Consider the following 17,697-nt stretch of genomic DNA (forward strand, 5'->3'; position numbering starts at 1 on the left):
TTTAGCGATTAAGGAGTATTGGGGTGTCGAGTACTGATGATGAGCAACTGGCCGAGTTCAAGGACTGGTGGCAGCGCAACGGCAAGCCCCTGGTTACTGGCGGCCTGCTGGCTTTAGTGGTGGTGTTCGGCTGGCAAGCCTGGACCAAGTATCAGGCCAACCAGTCCCAAGGCGCCTCGATCCTCTATCAGCAATTGCTGGAAACTACCCTGACGCCGGACGGCAAGCCTGACCCTGCGCAGGTTGCAGACCTGGCCGGCAAGCTGAAGAACGAATTCGGCGGGACCACCTACGCCCAATACGGCAGCCTGTTTGTCGCGAAAGTCGCGGTCGACACCGGCAAGCTGGATGACGCCGCCGCTGAGCTGAAGGCCATCGCCGACAAGCCGACCAACCCGACCCTGGGTGAAATCGCACGTCAGCGCCTGGCTCAGGTACTGGCGGCACAGAACAAGGCTGACGAAGCACTCAAACTGCTCGACGGCGATGCTGACAAGGCATTTGTAGCCACTCGCGAAGAGCTCAAGGGCGACCTGTTGGTCCAATTGGGTCGTACCGACGAAGCCAATGCTGCGTACCAAAAAGCCAAGGCGGCGCTGTCTGATGAAGCGGCGGTCGGTGGCTTACAAATCAAGCTGGACGACTTGGCCAAAGGGGATGCGTGACGTGATCCGTTGGAAACATGCAGCATTGCTGGCTCTGGCCGTTCTGGCCGCGGGTTGCAGCAGCAACAGTAAGAAAGAACTGCCGCCTGCGGAGCTGACCAGCTTCAAGGAAGAAGTGGTCCTGCAAAAGCAGTGGAGCCGCTCCATCGGTGATGGCCAGGGTGAAACCTACAACATGCTGGTACCGGCAATCGACGGTGACAGCATTGTGGCCGCTGACGTGACCGGCGTGGTGATCTCCATGGATCGCATGAACGGCGACGTTAAGTGGAAGAAAGACCTCGAATTGCCTGTCTCCGGCGCCGTCGGCGTGGGTTACGGCATGGTCCTGCTCGGCACGCTGAAAGGCGAAGTCGTGGCGCTGGATTCCAGCACCGGTGAAGAGAAATGGCGCGCTCGCGTGACCAGTGAAGTCCTCGCACCGCCTGCCACCAACGGCGATATCGTCGTGGTGCAGACCCAGGATGACCGCGTGATCGGCCTCGACGCCAGCACTGGCGAACAGCGCTGGTTGTACGACAGCACCCCGGCGGTGCTGACGTTGCGCGGTACCAGTGGTCCGATTGTGACCAACAATCTGGCCGTGGCAGGCCTGTCGACCGGTAAAGTGGTCGCCCTGGATACCCAGAACGGCGTGCCGGCCTGGGAAACCCGTGTGGCCATCCCTCAAGGTCGTTCCGAACTGGACCGCGTAGTGGACATCGATGGCGGCTTGCTGCTGTCCGGTGAAACCCTCTACGTCGCCACTTACCAGGGCCGTGTTGCGGCACTGGACCTGCAGAGCGGCCGTGTTAACTGGCAGCGTGATGCTTCCAGCTACGCCGGTGTCGCCCAAGGGTTTGGCAGCGTCTACGTAAGCCTCTCGTCCGGCACCGTTGAAAGTGTCGACGAGCGTTCCACCACTGCACTGTGGAGCAATGACTCCCTGGCTCGCCGCCAACTGTCGGCGCCGGAAGTATTCTCCAGCTACGTGGCGGTCGGTGACTTCGAAGGCTACCTGCATCTGCTGAGCCAGGTGGATGGTCGCTTCGTGGGTCGCGAGCGTATCGACAGCGACGGCCTGCGTGCGCGTCCGCTGGTGGTGGGTAACATGCTTTATGTGTATGGCAACAGCGGCAAGCTGGAAGCCCTGACCATCAAGTAAGAACTATGCTTGGGGTAACACCCAGGCGGCCCCGCTTCGGCGGGGCATGCGGCATTTGATTATGCTGCCCCGAGCACCAGCCGCTGCCTTGCAGCGGCTTTTGTATTTTCTGAAATAACGAAGTGGAGAGCCGCATGGTTCCCGTAATCGCCCTGGTGGGCCGACCTAACGTCGGCAAGTCCACCTTGTTCAACCGCCTGACCAGGACTCGCGACGCCATCGTCGGCGACTTGTCCGGTCTGACCCGTGATCGCCAATACGGTGAGGCAAAGTGGCAAGGGCGCTCCTACATTATTGTCGACACCGGTGGTATCTCCGGTGACGAGCATGGCATGGACGAAAAGATGGCCGAGCAGTCGCTGCTGGCCATTGAAGAAGCCGACGTCGTGTTGTTCCTGGTGGACGCCCGTGCGGGCTACACCGCTGCTGACCAGATGATTGGCGAGCACCTGCGCAAGCGCAACAAGCGTTCCTATCTGGTCGCCAACAAGATCGACAACATCGATCCTGAGCAGGCCCGTGCCGAGTTCAGCCCGATGGGCCTGGGCGACGCGATTCCAATCGCCGGTGCCCACGGTCGCGGCATCACCCAGATGCTGGAAGTCGCCTTGCGCGACTTCCCCAAGGATGACGTCGAGGAAGAAGAGGGCGAGGAAGAGATCGTCGCCGAAGGTGAGGAAGCCAAGCGCATTCCTGGCCCGAGCGAAAAAGACGGTATCAAGATCGCCATCATCGGCCGCCCTAACGTCGGCAAGTCGACCCTGGTCAACCGCATGCTCGGTGAAGACCGGGTCATCGTCTATGACCAACCCGGCACCACCCGTGACAGCATCTACATCCCGTTCGAACGTAACGACGAGAAGTACACGCTGATCGACACCGCCGGTGTGCGCAAGCGCGGCAAGATCCACGAGGAAGTTGAAAAATTCTCGGTGGTCAAGACCCTGCAGGCGATCAAAGACGCCAACGTGGTGATCTTCGTGATGGATGCCCGCGAAGGCGTGGTGGACCACGACCTCAACCTGCTGGGCTTTGCCCTCGAGGCCGGTCGTGCCCTGGTGATCGCGATCAACAAGTGGGACGGCATGACGCCGAGCGAGCGCGACTTCGTCAAGATCGAGCTGCAGCGTCGCCTGTTCTTTGTCGAGTTCGCTGATATCCACTTTATCTCGGCACTGCACGGCACCGGCGTGGGTAACCTCTACGCGTCCGTGCAGAACTCGTTCAAGTCTGCGGTGACCCGCTGGCCGACCAACCGCCTCACCCAGATCCTGGAAGACGCCGTTGGCGAGCACGCGCCACCGATGGTCAACAACCGCCGGATCAAACTGCGTTACGCCCACTTGGGGGGTGCCAACCCGCCGATTATCGTGATCCACGGTAACCAGATCGAGAAGGTGCCGAAGTCCTACGTGCGTTACCTGGAAAACACCTACCGCCGCGTCTTGAAACTGGTCGGTACGCCGATCCGTATCGAGTTCAAGGGTGGTGAGAACCCATACGAAGGCAACAAGAACACACTGACTGACCGTCAGGTGAACAAGAAGCGTCGCTTGATGACTCACCACAAGAAGGCCGATAAGAAGCGCCGCGACAAGCGCTGATTTCGACCTCGCGAAAAGGGCTCTTGAAGAGCCCTTTTTTGTGCGCGACCGTTTGTGCCTTGACCCGGTGCGGCCGGCAGCTTAAAACTTGAGGCTCACCTGCAGGGGCCTCCGATGATCACCAGCAAGCTGCCGAATGTCGGCACGACCATTTTCACCACCATGTCGCAACTCGCTGCCGAAACCGGCGCACTCAACCTGTCCCAGGGCTTTCCGGACTTCAATGGCCCCCAGGGTTTGCTCGATGCGGTGGGCAAACATATCGCCCTCGGTCACAACCAGTATGCGCCCATGACCGGCCTACCGGTGCTGCGTCAGCAGGTGGCGGCCAAGATCGCCCGCAGTTATGGCGCCACGGTGAATGCCGACAGCGAGGTGACCATCACCCCTGGGGCCACCGAGGCGATCTTCTGTGCGATCCAGGCGGTGATTCGCAACGGCGATGAAGTCATCGTATTCGACCCCAGCTACGACAGCTACGAGCCCTCAGTGGAACTGGCCGGCGGTCGTTGCGTGCATGTGCAACTGAGCCTGGACGGCTTTGCCCTCGACTTCGAGAAGATCAAGGCCGCGCTGTCACCGCGCACGCGCATGATCATCCTCAACTCCCCCCACAACCCGACTGGCGCGCTGATCAGCCGCGCCGAACTGGACCAATTGGCCGAACTGATCCGCGACCGTGATATCTACATGGTCAGCGATGAAGTCTACGAGCACCTGGTCTTCGACGGCGTGCCCCACGTCAGCGTGCTGGCCCATGAAGAGTTGTACCAGCGCGCTTTCGTGGTCAGCTCGTTCGGCAAGACCTACCACGTCACCGGCTGGAAAACCGGCTACGTTGTCGCGCCGCCGGCCCTCAGCGCCGAACTGCGCAAGGTGCATCAATACGTCAACTTCTGCGGTGTAACCCCGCTGCAGTATGCGTTGGCCGACTTCATGGCCGAACACCCGGAACACGTCGAGGAGCTACCGGCGTTTTATCAGGCCAAGCGCGACCTGTTCTGCGATTTGCTTGCTCCGTCCCGTTTCAGCTTTACCCCTGTGACCGGCACCTACTTCCAGTTGGTGGATTACTCACAGATCCGCCCGGACCTGGATGACGTCGCCATGTCTCTCTGGATGACCCGCGAACACGGCGTGGCTACCATTCCGGTCTCGGTGTTCTACCAAACCCCACCCCAAGGCCAGCGCCTGGTGCGCCTATGCTTTGCCAAACGCGAGGAAACGCTGCAACAAGCGGCGGAAAAACTATGCGTGATCTGAGTGCACTGCCGAACCTGACTCTCGCCCTGGTCCAGACCAGCCTGGCCTGGCACGACCGCCAAGCCAACCTCGATCATTTCGAGTTGCTGTTGGAGCAGGCCAAAGGTGCCGACCTGATCGTACTGCCAGAGATGTTCACCACCGGTTTCTCGATGGAGTCGCAAACCCTCGCAGAGCCCGAGAACGGCCCGACCCATCGCTGGCTCCAGGCCCAGGCGGCGAAGTACAACGCGGTGATCACTGGCAGTGTGATCATCCACGCCGCCGACGGCAGCCACCGCAATCGCCTGCTGTGGGCACGACCGGACGGCGAGGTGCTGCATTACGACAAGCGCCACCTGTTCCGCATGGCTGGCGAGCACGACCACTACACCCCCGGCGAACGCCAGGTGCAGTTCGAGTTGAAGGGCTGGCGTATACGCCCATTGATTTGCTACGACCTGCGCTTCCCGGTGTGGAGTCGCGATGCTCAGGACACTGACCTGCTGCTGTACACCGCCAACTGGCCGGGTGCGCGGCGCCTGCATTGGAACCGACTGCTGCCGGCACGGGCCATCGAGAACCTGTGCTACGTGGCGGCGGTGAACCGCGTGGGCACGGATGGTAAGGGGTTTGCCTACACCGGGGACAGCCAGGTGCTGGACTTTCAGGGTGAGACGCTGCTGAGTGCGGGGGAGGCGGATGGGGTGTTCCAGGTGAACCTGGATGCGGCGGAATTGGCGGCATATCGCACCAAGTTCCCGGCCAACCTGGATGCCGATAGCTTTCAGTTTGTCTGAACCACCGCCATCGCGGGCAAGCCCGGCTCCCACACTTGGTGCAATGACCTGTGGGAGCCGGGCTTGCCTGCGATGAGGCCCTCACAAGCAACACAAATCTGATAGGCCAACAAAAAGGCCCCTGAGTTCTCACCCAGGGGCCTTTTGCATTCCTACGAACCGGCTTACGCCGCTTTTGCTTCCTGCTGGCTCAACGAGCGGTTCAGCGCGCTGAACAGCGCCTTGAAGCTGGCGGTGGTGATGTTTTCATCAATACCCACGCCATGCACCGGGCGCTCGCCGTTCACGCGCAGCTCGATGTAGGCGGCCGCCTTGGCGTTGGTGCCCGCACCGATTGCATGTTCGTTGTAGTCCATGATCTCCACGCCAATCGGCAGGCCCGCTACCAGCGCTTCCAACGCGCCGTTGCCTTTGCCTTTCCAGTGCAGGTTGGTTTCGCCCTGGCCCTTGCCCGAGACTTCCACCTCGACAAAGCTGTTGCCGTTCTCTTCCTGCAGGCGATGGCTGACCAACGCGTACGGGGTGTTGGCTTGCAGGTATTCACGCTGCAGCAACGCGTAGATCTGCGGTGCGGTCATCTCCAGGCCGACGCGGTCGGTTTCGGCCTGTACCACCTGGCTGAACTCGATCTGCATGCGACGCGGCAAGCTGATGTCGTACTCCTGCTCCAGCAGGTAGGCGATGCCGCCCTTGCCCGACTGGCTGTTCACGCGAATCACCGCTTCGTAGCTGCGGCCAATGTCGGCCGGGTCGATCGGCAAGTACGGCACTTCCCACAGCGCATCGTCTTTCTGCTGGGAGAAGCCCTTGCGGATCGCATCCTGGTGCGAGCCGGAGAAGGCGGTATGCACCAAGTCACCGACGTAAGGGTGACGCGGGTGAACCTGGATCTGGTTGCACTCTTCGACGACTTTGCGCACGCCATCGATGTCGGAGAAATCCAGCTGCGGGTCGAGGCCCTGGGTGTACATGTTCAGCGCGACGGTGACGAGGTCGACGTTACCGGTACGCTCGCCGTTGCCGAACAGGCAGCCTTCGACACGGTCGGCGCCGGCCATCAGGCCCAGCTCGGTAGCGGCCACGCCGGTGCCACGGTCGTTGTGGGTGTGCAGGCTGATGATCACGCTGTCACGGCGGTTGATATGACGACCGAACCACTCGATCTGGTCGGCATAGATGTTCGGCGTGGCGCATTCCACGGTGGCCGGCAGGTTGAGGATCATCTTGTGCTCAGGCGTCGGGTTCCACACCTCGATCACCGCGTCACACACTTCCTTGGCGAACTCCAGCTCGGTGGCGCTGAAGGTCTCCGGGGAGTATTCAAAGGTCCACTGGGTTTCCGGCTGCTGGGCGGCGTATTTGACGAACAGCTTGGCCGCGTTGACCGCGATGGCCTTGATGCCTTCCTTGTCCTGGTTGAACACGATACGGCGGAAGGACGGGGATGTGGCGTTGTACAAGTGCACGATGGCCTTCTTGGCCCCGCGCAAGGATTCAAAGGTGCGGGCGATCAAGTCTTCACGGCCCTGGGTCAGCACCTGGATGGTGGTGTCCTCGGGGATGTGGTTGTCTTCGATCAGGGTGCGCACGAAGTCGAAGTCGGTTTGCGATGCCGCCGGGAACGAGGCTTCGATTTCCTTCACGCCAACGGCAACCAGGGTCTTCCAGAAACGCAGCTTTTTCACCGCGTCCATCGGCTCGATCAGCGACTGGTTGCCATCACGCAAGTCGGAACTGCACCAGATCGGCGCTTCGGTGATGGTCTTCGATGGCCAGGTGCGGTCCGGAATATCGATGGTCGGGAACGCGCGGTACTTCGAAGACGGGTCTTTGAGCATGCTCATCGGGAAATCCTTTGTTGTAGGGGCCGAGAAAAGGCGGCCTGCCGTATGACTGTTTTTAGGGATAAAACGTAAAGACGAGGCAGATCGATTCAGCCTGGCAGTCGTGCGCTGACAAGGCACAGGCTGCGGTGCTGGCGGAGCTGAATGAGGGTGTGAGAGGTTTTCATAAGCTCAACCCTAACCGTGTGGGGGAAAGATGGCAAGTTACGAAAAAAAATTGAGATAATTTCCTATTTTTACCGTTTTATTGGTTTTTGTTGTTGTTTGTTTTGTATTTATGGTGATTTGTTGCGCTGCTGATCTGGCTTTGCGCAATCGGTTGGCCCGCAGCGTATGCGCTGTGGGCCCCGGATAACGCGTCCGCGTCAATAGGTCAGTGCGTCGATATTGTAATCCACATGAATATCACCGTAAGGCTCGGGGATACTGGTGCCACGCAGGAATTTCAGCGTTGGTGGAGGTGTATTAGGGGGCTGGCTTACGATACTGGAGCTGCCTTTGAGCGAGGGCGTCACGGACATTCCTACCCCGCCGGTCTGCTCTGCGATGCCGGGGACACCGTCATAGGTATTCATATGGTCTTTCCCTACGATGGCCACGAATTTTTCGCCGGGTGGTGTTTGTTCGATGATCTTTGCTGCGTGGTAGTTGAACTCCTTCAGTCGGAATTCCGCTCCCCGAGGGTGCGTGAACAAATTCATTTTCATCGGGTTGTCTGTGCGCCACGTCAATTGCTGGTGCTCAAGCCCAATGACCTTTATCCCATGCTTGTCTGCTTCATTGATGATGTCTACCAGCGTAGGGCCACCCGTGTAGTCCGGGTTGTAGACGTGTTGACCAAAATTGGGTGCATCTGATGGGAGCAGCGCCGCGTCTGCGATGTTCGACGAACCCTGGATAAAGGGTGCACCTTCAACGTAAATAATGGTGACGCCGCTGTCCTTGAACTTCTGCATTTGATCAATGACCAATTGATACGCCGCAGGTTCGTCATGTATTTCTCCCAGTACCAGCCCACGCACACCGGGTTGCGATAACGTGCGTCGAATGGCCGACTCCGGTGTACTGTTGATGGTCATTACGGGAAGCGAAGGACGGGCCGGCATCCCATTCGTTTCCAGATCGATGTAGTAAATGTCCATGTCGCGTCTGAACCACCGCCGGATCTGCCCGGTTACGGCTGGATCACCGTTGAAGTCACGGGCCGCATTGCCCGAGAGAATCCGATTCATGTAAGTGTCGTGCTCGGGGGGTAAGGTCCTGCCCCGATGTCGCTTACCCCCAAGTATTTCATTTACTCGCCACTCTCCCTCGGCAGTGGAATACACCGTCATCACGGGCTTGCCCGTTTCTCTTTGAATGATCTGCACATACTCATTGCTGAGTTTGAAATTGCCCTTGATCTCATACACCTGGCGAACGCCGGTCGTGTCGGTAAAGCGGATGAACCAGTGATCCTCCCCAGTTGTTCCATCCTTGACCTGATAGATGCCCTTCGCGTTGCACGGAGCGTTTTCAATCAATTGCTCACCGTCGGCTACTGCATACTGGCTGATATTGCCTACGTGGCTGGGGCGTAGTCGGTTTGCCTCCGGCTTGACGATCCGAGGGCTTTCGCCTGGTATCGGGGCAAGTGGTTTTTCTTCAGGAGAAATGAACGAATCTTTCAGTGGCGCCATTGTGCCTACACCGAACAGTGTATTGAGCAAACCATCGAATGCCTTGGATGCTCCGTCTTTGCGTTCTGCCTCGGTGTCCCCGGAATATTCTTTTTCCGCGCCCAGTGTCAATTCCGTCAAGCCTGTCACTACCGCCGCGGCAGCAACCGGTGCGGCGATGGGCGCAAGTTTGGCCAGTAAGCCCGCAGCTACGGTCACGTCGTTGAGCCAGGTGTCGCGTGTGACCTCACTATTAGACTTGATGACGCTATCGGCATCACTGGCCATGCGGACTTTGCTTGCATTCGCGATGCTGGCAAAAGCATCTCCCTCGATTTTGTGCAGCGAGCTGTGCTCGGCTGCGCCGGGCTCCAGTTTATCCGTGGACAGTTTTTGGAAGATGGAGTCGAGCCCCTCAACCTTGTTGGGCAAGCCAATGAATAACTTCAGGAACAACGAGGCCTCTGGCGCGAGCGCCCTCCCGATATATTCCAGAGTGCTGGGTTCGTGGTTCTGCCGGGTGATCAGTGGGAAGTGGGCAAGCAGGGCCTGGCTTTTTTTTACGTTCTTGGTCTGCTCTGCGATCCACTGATCCAGCGCTTCGACAGAGGCAAACTTGAGAAAGGCCGGTTCGGCGCCTGGTATGTAGAGAATTTGCTGGTGGTTGCCAAGATCGGTAAATCGCAGAATATCGCTCGACGGAAAACCACCGATATCTAGCGCATGGACTTGAACGTTGCCTTTTACGGGGGCCTTGGCCTCCAGTTGTTCGACGGTCAGTGGTGCATTTTCATCCAGTGGCAAGTGGGGCGCCGCTGCCATCACCATTCGATAATCGTCCCGGGTGAAACGATGCTCAGGCGCTTGAAGGGCTTGCTCTGCGGGTGATTTGCGCTCAAACGCTTTCAGTTGCTTGCGGGCCTGAAAAACGAACTCTCCTTTGAGCGCTACCTCATAGTCATTCAAGTGGTCTTTCCAAAATGTGTCTATTTTTTTGCTCATCTGAGCCTGAAAGTCGGTTTTCCAACTCGCGTGCATCACAGAGGAAGGTGCCAGAGGGAACTGGTTGTAAGAACCGTATCCACCCTTTTGACTTTTACCGGAACCGTCCATGTAGAGACCGGCTTCCAGGTCCAGGCTGCCAGGATCCCAGTCATGCTCGGAGAAGTTCTTCAACAGTGCGTCCGGTAGGCGCAGTGACGAATAGGGTTCCTCATTTGGATGCTCCCAACCGGTCACTGTGGCGGTTTCCTGGCTGAGCGGCGTGCTTGAACTCTTGAACCGATTTAAGTAAATCGTGTCGGCATCCACGTGCTTGCCGGTCAACTGGAAGATAAGGCTTTCTGCCCATTTCTTGGCTTCAGCCCGTACGTCAGGCAGCGTGTTGGCCACATCGATTGCCAGGCGCTTGTAAGTCAGTGCTTGAGGTGCGCTGATGTAGAACTTGGCGGCGTTTTGTTTGTGCTGTTCTAGGGCTTGTGCCGAGCGGCTACTGGCCGGGCGTAGGCGGTCGTCGTTGGGAATGGGGTCAAACGCTTGGTTCTGGTTCAGGCGCCTTATCAATGCCCGGGTTTGGGCCAGGGTCTTTGGGGGAGGTTCGCCCTGGAAATTTGAGACCACTGCTACGTTGACGTGTATTGAGCCAGTCCCGAATTGCACCTGAAGCTCATCAACGTTGCCGGGTGCGATGACCCTGGCGGCTGCCAGGAGCGGAGCCGAGACCTGTCCCCATCCGGACATGTCCGTGAGAGCGAAATGTTTCTTTTCTTTGCCCACCTGGGCTGTTAACGCACCAGTTGTTGGGTTGATGGTAAGCAGGGCGGACTGATCGATGTTTTGCTCGTTTTGCCAGCGTTGAACGACAGGATGCTCTATTTGTGCTCGATACAGCGCTAGCCATTGGCCCAGCGTGCTCTGCAGGGGCACGTTTACAATTTCGGAGGGGGTGTCCAGCGTGGGGCCCTGTATGGCCGAAAGGTAAGCCTTGAGCAATTCTGTTTCATGGGGGTTCGTTGCTGCGCTGGACTTGAGCTGTGAGGCAGGTAGCGTGCGTGATTTGATATGGGGTTCAGCGGGGGACTGATTTCCCTGTTCAACGTGCGGTGATCGTCTTTGAGTGGCAGATAGCTGCATGCTTTCGGTTCTCAAAAGTTGAATGATGGCTGCATGGCACTCCCTGTCAGCCGTGGCACCCTATACGTTCTGAAAACCGAGCATTTGATTCCAGCGATTGTGTCACTGGGTGTTATCTGGCCCTGCGTGCGTGCCTTTGAAAACGGCACTGTGGGTTGTTTGTCGGGAAGTGCTGCTTCAGGGCTGAAATGCGCCGATAAAGATCGCCGGGTCGACCCGTGCGTCGTTCAGGCTGACGTTCCAGTGCATGTGCGGCCCGGTCGCACGGCCTGTCGAACCGACCTTGCCCACCACGGCTCCGCGCGCCAGTTGCTGGCCGACTTTCACGTCGATCTTCGACATGTGGCAGAACATGCTGATGAAGCCCTGGCCATGGTCGACGAACACCGTGTTGCCGTTGAAGAAGTAGTTGCCGACCAGAATCACCTTGCCGTTCGCCGGGGTCTTGATAGGGGTACCGGCTGGCACGGCGAAGTCCAGGCCTGAATGGGGGTTGCGCTCTTCACCGTTGAAGAAGCGACGCACACCGAATTTGCTCGACAGCGGCCCGTTCACCGGCTTGTCCAGCACCAGGTTGCTCGGCAGGTTCGGGCTGAAACTGCGGTAGGCCTTGATCTGCACCGCCAGCTCCGCTTCGATGCGCTTGAGCTGCGCCGGGTCGGGGTTTACCTGGCTTTTGTTTTTCAGGGTGATGCGTTGTTCCGGGTACTTCTTGTAGCCAACGATAAACGGCAGGTTGCGCCCGCCGCTGCTGATGCGTTCGTTGCCTGGCTTGACCGTCAATGGAATACCGACAATCGCCAGCCAGTTGTCCGCCTCTTTCACCACCAGCACCGGCTTGCCCTGATAGGTGGCTTTTGGCGCCGCTGCTGCGGGGCCCAGCTCAACCACGGCAACGCCACCCGGCACCGGTTTGTTCAAGGTGCGGGTGATGTAGCTGTCGGCGTTGGCGTTGAAGGCGAGGCAAAACAACATCAGCAGGCTAAATAAACGTGGCATCAATCAATCCAATAACGAAAGGGTGACGGGTGTCAGGTGGTTGTCTTCCACCCGCACTTGCAATTGGCCTTCACCGAGGCGCGCGGTCAAGCGCTGGCCGGTGTGGGTTTGCGCGGCATTGCGAATCGCTTGGCCGCGCTCGTCCAGCAGGATGCTGTAGCCGCGGCCCAAGGTCGCCAGCGGGCTGACCACCTGCAGCGTCTGCACCTGGCTCTGCAGTTGCAGGCGCCGGGCCTTGAGGCCTTCGCGCATGGCGCGGGGCAGGCGTTCGGCGAGGCTCTCCAGGCGCTGGCGCAACAGGGCCAGTTGACGCCCAGGGTGCTGGCCGGCGAGGCGGGTTTCCAAGCGGATCAGGCGTTCGCGCCGGGTATTGAGGCTGCGCTCAAACGCGCGGCGCATGCGCATGTCCAGGTCATCCAGGCGCTGGGCCTGTTGGCGCAGGCGTTCGCCGGGGTGACGCAGGCGCCGGGCCATGCCCTCCAGGCGCAGGCGGTCGTGGCTCAGGCGGTTGCGCATCAGCATCACCAGGCGGCGGTGCAGGTTTTCGACCTGGCGCACCAGGTGGCTGGCGTCTGGCGCGAGCAATTCAGCCGCGGCGGAGGGGGTAGGGGCGCGAACGTCCGCTACGAAGTCGCTGATCGACACATCGGTTTCATGACCGACAGCACTGACGATCGGCGTAATGCATGCATCCACCGCTCGGGCCACGGCTTCTTCGTTGAAGCACCAGAGGTCTTCCAGTGAGCCGCCGCCACGGGCCAGGATCAGTGCATCGAAGCCGCGCGCATCCGCCAGTTTCAACGCCCGCACAATCTGGGGGATGGCTTCGCGACCCTGCACGGCCGTGGGGATCAGTGTCAGTTCAATGTTCGGCGCTCGACGGCGGAACACGCTGATGATGTCGCGGATCACCGCACCGGTCGGTGAGCTGATAATGCCAATGCGCCGAGGGTGCGCTGGCAGCGGCACTTTGCGTTCGGCACTGAACAGGCCTTCGGCGCTGAGCTTTTCCTTCAGGGCATCGAACGCGAGACGCAGCGCTCCATCACCGGCGGGCTCCACGGTATCGAGGATCAACTGGTAGTCGCCACGGCCCTCGAACAACGAGACCTTGCCGCGCACTTTCACGGCCAGGCCATCTTTGAGTGCCTGCCGCACGCGCGCAGCATTGTTGCGAAACAGTGCGCAACGCACCTGTGCGCCGCTGTCCTTGAGGGTGAAGTACACATGGCCAGAGGCCGGACGGGCGAGGTTGGAGATCTCGCCTTCGACCCAGATATTGGTGAACACGTCTTCCAGCAACACCCGCGCGCGGCCGTTGAGCTGGCTGACAGTCAGGACTTCGCGGTCCAGGCCCAGGCGGGCAAACGGGTCTTTAATCATGAGAGGCGATCTTTAATCATGGTCGGCAGTTTATAGGCATTCGCGCAAGGTTTGGCAGAATTGCTCCACCAGCGCGCTCGGCGCCTGTGCGCAGGCCAGGGCCACGGTGCTAAGGCAGTCCGGGTCGGCCAGGGGCAAAAAGTGCACGTTGGCTGGCGCAATGTCCTGCATGGATTTTGGTAACAAGGCAATGCCGAAGCCGGCCTGGATCAACTGCAACTGGGTGGTCTTGCGTGACATCACCCGTGCAGCCTTGGGGAAAAATCCCGCACGCATGCACAACTCGGCTGACAAATAACTGAGGCCGCCACGCTGGGGGTGAGGGATCGAGATAAACGCTTCGTCGCGCAATTGCTCCAGCTCGATGGGTATCTGACTGCGCGCCAGCGCATGATTCGGCGGCACGGCCAGCAGCAGTTGCTCGCTGTATAGAGGCACGACCCGCACGCCCTCGCGCTGGCGCAACACGGGCAAGCGCAACACCCCGACTTCCAGGCGACCGTCGGCGATTTCTTCCAGTTGCGCTTCGGAAGACAGTTTGGCGATATCCATCGACACCCCAGGGCAACGCTCCAGCCAGGTGCTGATACCCTGCAGCAACAGGCCGCTCATGGGCACGGTGCTTGAATGGCTCAAGCGCAGCGTGCCGAGCTCGCCATTGCCTACTTGAGTCGCCATCTCGCTGGCCTTGAGTAGTTCGCTCAGCAGGTTGCGGGCTCGCGGATAAAAGGCTTCGCCGGCAGCGGTGAGGCGTGGTTGACGTGCGGTGCGTTCGAACAACGGGGTTTGCAGTTGGGTTTCCAGCTCCTTGATCTGCCGGCTCAGGGCCGATTGCGCCACAAACAGGCGCTCGGCAGCGGCACTGAAACTGCCGCTGTCGGCGATTTCGACGAAGTAGCGCAGTTGGCGGGTAGAGATCACGCGTCATGCCTTTTCGAGATGGGTGGAGGGCTTTGAAGATATTAGTCGCATCCCTCGCCGATGGCTAAAGTGATGGCCATCTCTAACAAGGAATTTCCCATGAGCCCGCTTGAGCTGTTGAGTCAGTGGTCGTTTGGTGGTGTGGATTGGCTGGTGATCGGTGTGGGCGTGGCGGTCGCCTATGTCGTGTTTGGCATCGCTGGTTTCGGCACCGCGCTGGTCGCCGGGCCGATCCTCATCCTGTTCATGCCGCTGTCGAAGATCATCCCGTTGCTGGTGTTGCTGGATTTTGTCGCGGCGTTTGGCAACCTGCTGCAATCGCGGCGGGACGTGAACAAACCGGAGCTGCTGCGATTGCTACCGTGCATGGCCATCGGTTGCACGCTGGGTGTGGTGTTTTTGCTCAATCTGCACTCGGATTTGTTGCTGCTATTGATGGGGCTGTTTATTAGCGCCTACGCGATCTACAGCCTGGCAGTGAAGGCGCGGCCCGCGCAGCTGGAGGCGGGGTGGTCGATTCCGATGGGCACGGTGGGCGGGTTGTTCGGGGCGCTGTTTGGCAGTGGTGGCTTTTTATATGCGATCTACCTGAACAGCCGCCTGCCCAAGGAGGCGGCGCGTGCAACCCAGAGTGCGTTGATCAGTTGCAGCACGGTGGTGCGCTTGAGCCTGTTCCTGATTGCCGGGGTGTATGCGGACCTGCCGCTGCTGATGTTGGCGCTGTGCCTGTTGCCGGCGATGGCCCTGGGGCTGTGGTGTGGGCGCAGTTTGACGATGCGTATGTCGCGTGAGGCGTTTGTGCGGTTGGTGACGTGGTTGGTGTTGGCCAGTGGGATTGCGTTGATTGGGCGGTATTTGAGTACTTGACCTGTGTGGGGCAGGGATTAAGCTGCCAGCCTTCAGGGCCTCATCGCGGGCAAGCCCGGCTCCCACATTGGAATGCAATCAACTGTGGGAGCCAGGCTTGCCGGCGATGGCGCCAGTGGCCACACCGCAGGACTCCCATGAATTCCCAAAGCATCCTTGTCCCGAAAATCTCCACCTTGCCTGTCCATGAACCCCGCGCGCGGGCGATCGTGCGCTGGCTGGTGCGCAAGAACATCATCAAGGAAGAGCTGACCACCTGCGGCCGCACCGGCAATCGCATGGGCTATGCCCTGGCCGACGGTGCTCGCGCGGTGGTGCTGCACCCAGAGGCGTTGCCGTTCAATGAGCCGATCAACGGCCTGGAGATCATCTACAAGCGCTGCATCTACACGCCGGCCAAGGGCTTTCTCGAAGAGGCCGGCTGCCCGGAGTGCCTCAAGGAAGTCGGCGAAGCACTGTTCGAAAGCCTGGAAGACTGGATGCCCGGCCACACCGATAACTTCATCTGCCCGCTGTGTGGGCATGAAGACGACATCAACGGCTTCCTGTTCCTGCAGGAATGCGGGTTTTCCAACTTGGGTTTCATCTTCAACAACTGGGCGGAGGCGGGCTTCAAACAGAGCTTTATCGATGAATTTGCCGATTGGCTCGATCAGAAAATGAGCTGGGTCAAAGTCGAACTCTAAACCACCGCCGTGCAACTCTGGAGCCCGGCTTGCCGGCGATGGCGCCCGATGGTCGAGCGCAAGGCTCAAACACTTCATCGCCGGCAAGCCGGCTCCTACAGTGGCTGTTTTTCTCCATCTATCAGTATTACCAAGTTTGTCAGAGTTTTACATTGAGCCCGACAGGGTGCATGTATATAATGGCGCGCTTCCATTTTCCCGCTCGGGAGCCCCCGCGATGCTGCGTATCAGCCAAGAAGCTCTGACATTCGACGACATTCTCCTCGTGCCCGGTTATTCCGAGGTGCTTCCTAACGAAGTCAGTCTCAAGACCCGCCTAACCCGTGGCATCGAGCTGAATATTCCTCTGGTTTCCGCTGCCATGGACACCGTCACCGAAGCCCGCCTGGCCATCGCCATGGCCCAGGAAGGCGGCATCGGCATCATCCACAAGAACATGACCATCGAGCAGCAAGCTGCCGAAGTGCGCAAGGTCAAGCGTTACGAAGCCGGTGTGGTGAAAGATCCAATCACCATCGAAGCCGACGCTACCGTGCGCGACCTGTTCGACCTGACCCGCCTGCACAACATCTCCGGCGTTCCGGTACTGCACGATGGCGACCTGGTCGGCATCGTCACTTCCCGTGACGTGCGTTTCGAGAACCGTCTTGAAGTCACCGTCCGTGAAGTGATGACGCCTAAAGAGCGTCTGGTCACGGTCAAGGAAGGCGCCGACAAGAACGATGTGCGCGAACTGCTGCACAAGCACCGCATCGAGCGCGTGCTGATCGTCGACGAGAAATTCGCCCTCAAAGGCATGATGACCGTCAACGACATCGAAAAAGCCAAGGCTTACCCGCTGGCCAGCAAGGATGACCAAGGTCGTCTGCGCGTGGGCGCTGCGGTCGGTACCGGTAAAGACACCGGCGACCGCGTTTCGGCCCTGGTCGCTGCCGGTGTTGACGTGGTGGTGGTCGACACTGCCCACGGTCACTCCAAAGGCGTGATCGACCGCGTGCGTTGGGTCAAGCAGAACTTCCCTGACGTACAGGTGATCGGCGGCAACATCGCCACCGGCGCTGCCGCCAAGGCCCTGGCCGAAGCGGGCGCGGATGCGGTCAAGGTCGGTATCGGCCCGGGCTCGATCTGCACCACCCGTATCGTAGCGGGTGTGGGCGTGCCGCAAATCAGCGCCATCGCCAACGTCGCCGCAGCCCTTGAAGGCACTGGCGTACCGTTGATCGCCGACGGCGGCATCCGTTTCTCCGGTGACCTGTCCAAGGCCATCGTAGCCGGTGCTTCCTGCGTGATGATGGGCTCGATGTTCGCCGGTACTGAAGAAGCGCCAGGCGAGATCGAACTGTTCCAGGGTCGTTCCTACAAGGCTTACCGTGGCATGGGTTCGCTGGGCGCCATGTCCCAGGCGCAAGGCTCTTCCGACCGCTACTTCCAGGACTCCTCGGCAGGCGCCGAGAAGCTCGTTCCGGAAGGCATCGAAGGCCGCGTGCCGTACAAAGGCACCCTGAGCGCGATCATCCATCAACTGATGGGCGGCCTGCGTTCCTCGATGGGCTACACCGGCAGCGCCGACATCGAAGAAATGCGCACCAAGCCAGAGTTCGTACGGATCACCGGCGCCGGCATGGCTGAATCCCATGTCCACGACGTGCAGATCACCAAGGAAGCGCCAAACTACCGTGTAGGTTGATGCTTCCAGCAAAATGTTAAGTAACCGGGGCTGTTCTTCAGCCCCGAGTTGTTTCTGATTCATT

Annotated in this window: 13 protein-coding genes; 8 read left to right on the forward strand and 5 right to left on the reverse strand. The window is 59.6% G+C overall.

All coding sequences use genetic code 11. The annotated features are described in order from the left end of the window. Positions 1-23: 23 nt before the first annotated feature. The 5 genes from CWC48_RS16040 to CWC48_RS16060 all read left to right on the forward strand — a co-directional run bounded on the left by CWC48_RS16040 (position 24) and on the right by CWC48_RS16060 (position 5,455). Positions 24-665, forward strand: a complete 642-nt coding sequence (locus tag CWC48_RS16040) for a YfgM family protein (protein WP_078050100.1) — start codon at positions 24-26, stop codon at positions 663-665. Beyond that, positions 658-1,809, forward strand: a complete 1,152-nt coding sequence (bamB, locus tag CWC48_RS16045) for an outer membrane protein assembly factor BamB (protein ID WP_078050099.1) — start codon at positions 658-660, stop codon at positions 1,807-1,809. The genes CWC48_RS16040 and bamB overlap by 8 nt, the downstream gene beginning before the upstream one ends. Before the next feature lie 134 nt (positions 1,810-1,943). Next, positions 1,944-3,413: a ribosome biogenesis GTPase Der gene (gene der, locus CWC48_RS16050; RefSeq protein ID WP_078050098.1), complete on the forward strand. Its 1,470-nt coding sequence runs from the start codon at positions 1,944-1,946 to the stop codon at positions 3,411-3,413. A 114-nt stretch (positions 3,414-3,527) separates the two neighbouring features. Beyond that, positions 3,528-4,676 carry a pyridoxal phosphate-dependent aminotransferase gene (locus CWC48_RS16055; RefSeq protein ID WP_100492185.1) on the forward strand — a complete coding sequence of 383 codons (1,149 nt, stop codon included), beginning with the start codon at positions 3,528-3,530 and terminating at the stop codon, positions 4,674-4,676. After that, positions 4,664-5,455 carry an amidohydrolase gene (locus CWC48_RS16060; protein ID WP_099494232.1) on the forward strand — a complete coding sequence of 264 codons (792 nt, stop codon included), beginning with the start codon at positions 4,664-4,666 and terminating at the stop codon, positions 5,453-5,455. The genes CWC48_RS16055 and CWC48_RS16060 overlap by 13 nt, the downstream gene beginning before the upstream one ends. 164 nt (positions 5,456-5,619) lie before the next feature. Here the strand turns inward: CWC48_RS16060 and leuA are convergent, their stop codons facing one another. The 5 genes from leuA to CWC48_RS16090 form a co-directional block, all read right to left on the reverse strand. Further along, positions 5,620-7,299 carry a 2-isopropylmalate synthase gene (gene leuA / locus CWC48_RS16065; protein ID WP_010207924.1) on the reverse strand — a complete coding sequence of 560 codons (1,680 nt, stop codon included), beginning with the start codon at positions 7,297-7,299 and terminating at the stop codon, positions 5,620-5,622. Positions 7,300-7,664: 365 nt separating this feature from the next. Then, positions 7,665-11,090: a membrane-targeted effector domain-containing toxin gene (locus tag CWC48_RS16075; protein WP_157806826.1), complete on the reverse strand. Its 3,426-nt coding sequence runs from the start codon at positions 11,088-11,090 to the stop codon at positions 7,665-7,667. A gap of 177 nt (positions 11,091-11,267) precedes the next feature. After that, a complete protein-coding gene (locus CWC48_RS16080) occupies positions 11,268-12,089 on the reverse strand; it encodes a M23 family metallopeptidase (protein WP_025859266.1) in 822 nt (273 codons plus the stop codon). A 3-nt stretch (positions 12,090-12,092) separates the two neighbouring features. Then, positions 12,093-13,472 (reverse strand): exodeoxyribonuclease VII large subunit, encoded by a 1,380-nt coding sequence (xseA, locus tag CWC48_RS16085; RefSeq protein ID WP_078050094.1) that lies wholly within the window; start codon positions 13,470-13,472, stop codon positions 12,093-12,095. A gap of 30 nt (positions 13,473-13,502) precedes the next feature. Next, complete coding sequence (locus CWC48_RS16090; protein ID WP_078050093.1) at positions 13,503-14,393, reverse strand: LysR family transcriptional regulator; 891 nt, start codon at positions 14,391-14,393, stop codon at positions 13,503-13,505. A gap of 99 nt (positions 14,394-14,492) precedes the next feature. On the opposite strand from CWC48_RS16090, the gene CWC48_RS16095 reads away from it, so the two are divergent. From CWC48_RS16095 to guaB, 3 genes are all read left to right on the forward strand, one after another. Further along, complete coding sequence (locus tag CWC48_RS16095) at positions 14,493-15,260, forward strand: sulfite exporter TauE/SafE family protein (protein WP_100492187.1); 768 nt, start codon at positions 14,493-14,495, stop codon at positions 15,258-15,260. A gap of 137 nt (positions 15,261-15,397) precedes the next feature. Next, a complete protein-coding gene (locus tag CWC48_RS16100) occupies positions 15,398-15,946 on the forward strand; it encodes a sugar ABC transporter ATPase (protein ID WP_100492188.1) in 549 nt (182 codons plus the stop codon). Positions 15,947-16,163: 217 nt separating this feature from the next. Beyond that, a complete protein-coding gene (guaB, locus tag CWC48_RS16105; protein WP_038446326.1) occupies positions 16,164-17,633 on the forward strand; it encodes an IMP dehydrogenase in 1,470 nt (489 codons plus the stop codon). Positions 17,634-17,697: the final 64 nt, after the last annotated feature.

This window comes from Pseudomonas sp. S10E 269, assembly GCF_002798465.1.
Classification (GTDB): Bacteria; Pseudomonadota; Gammaproteobacteria; order Pseudomonadales; family Pseudomonadaceae; genus Aquipseudomonas; species Aquipseudomonas pergaminensis.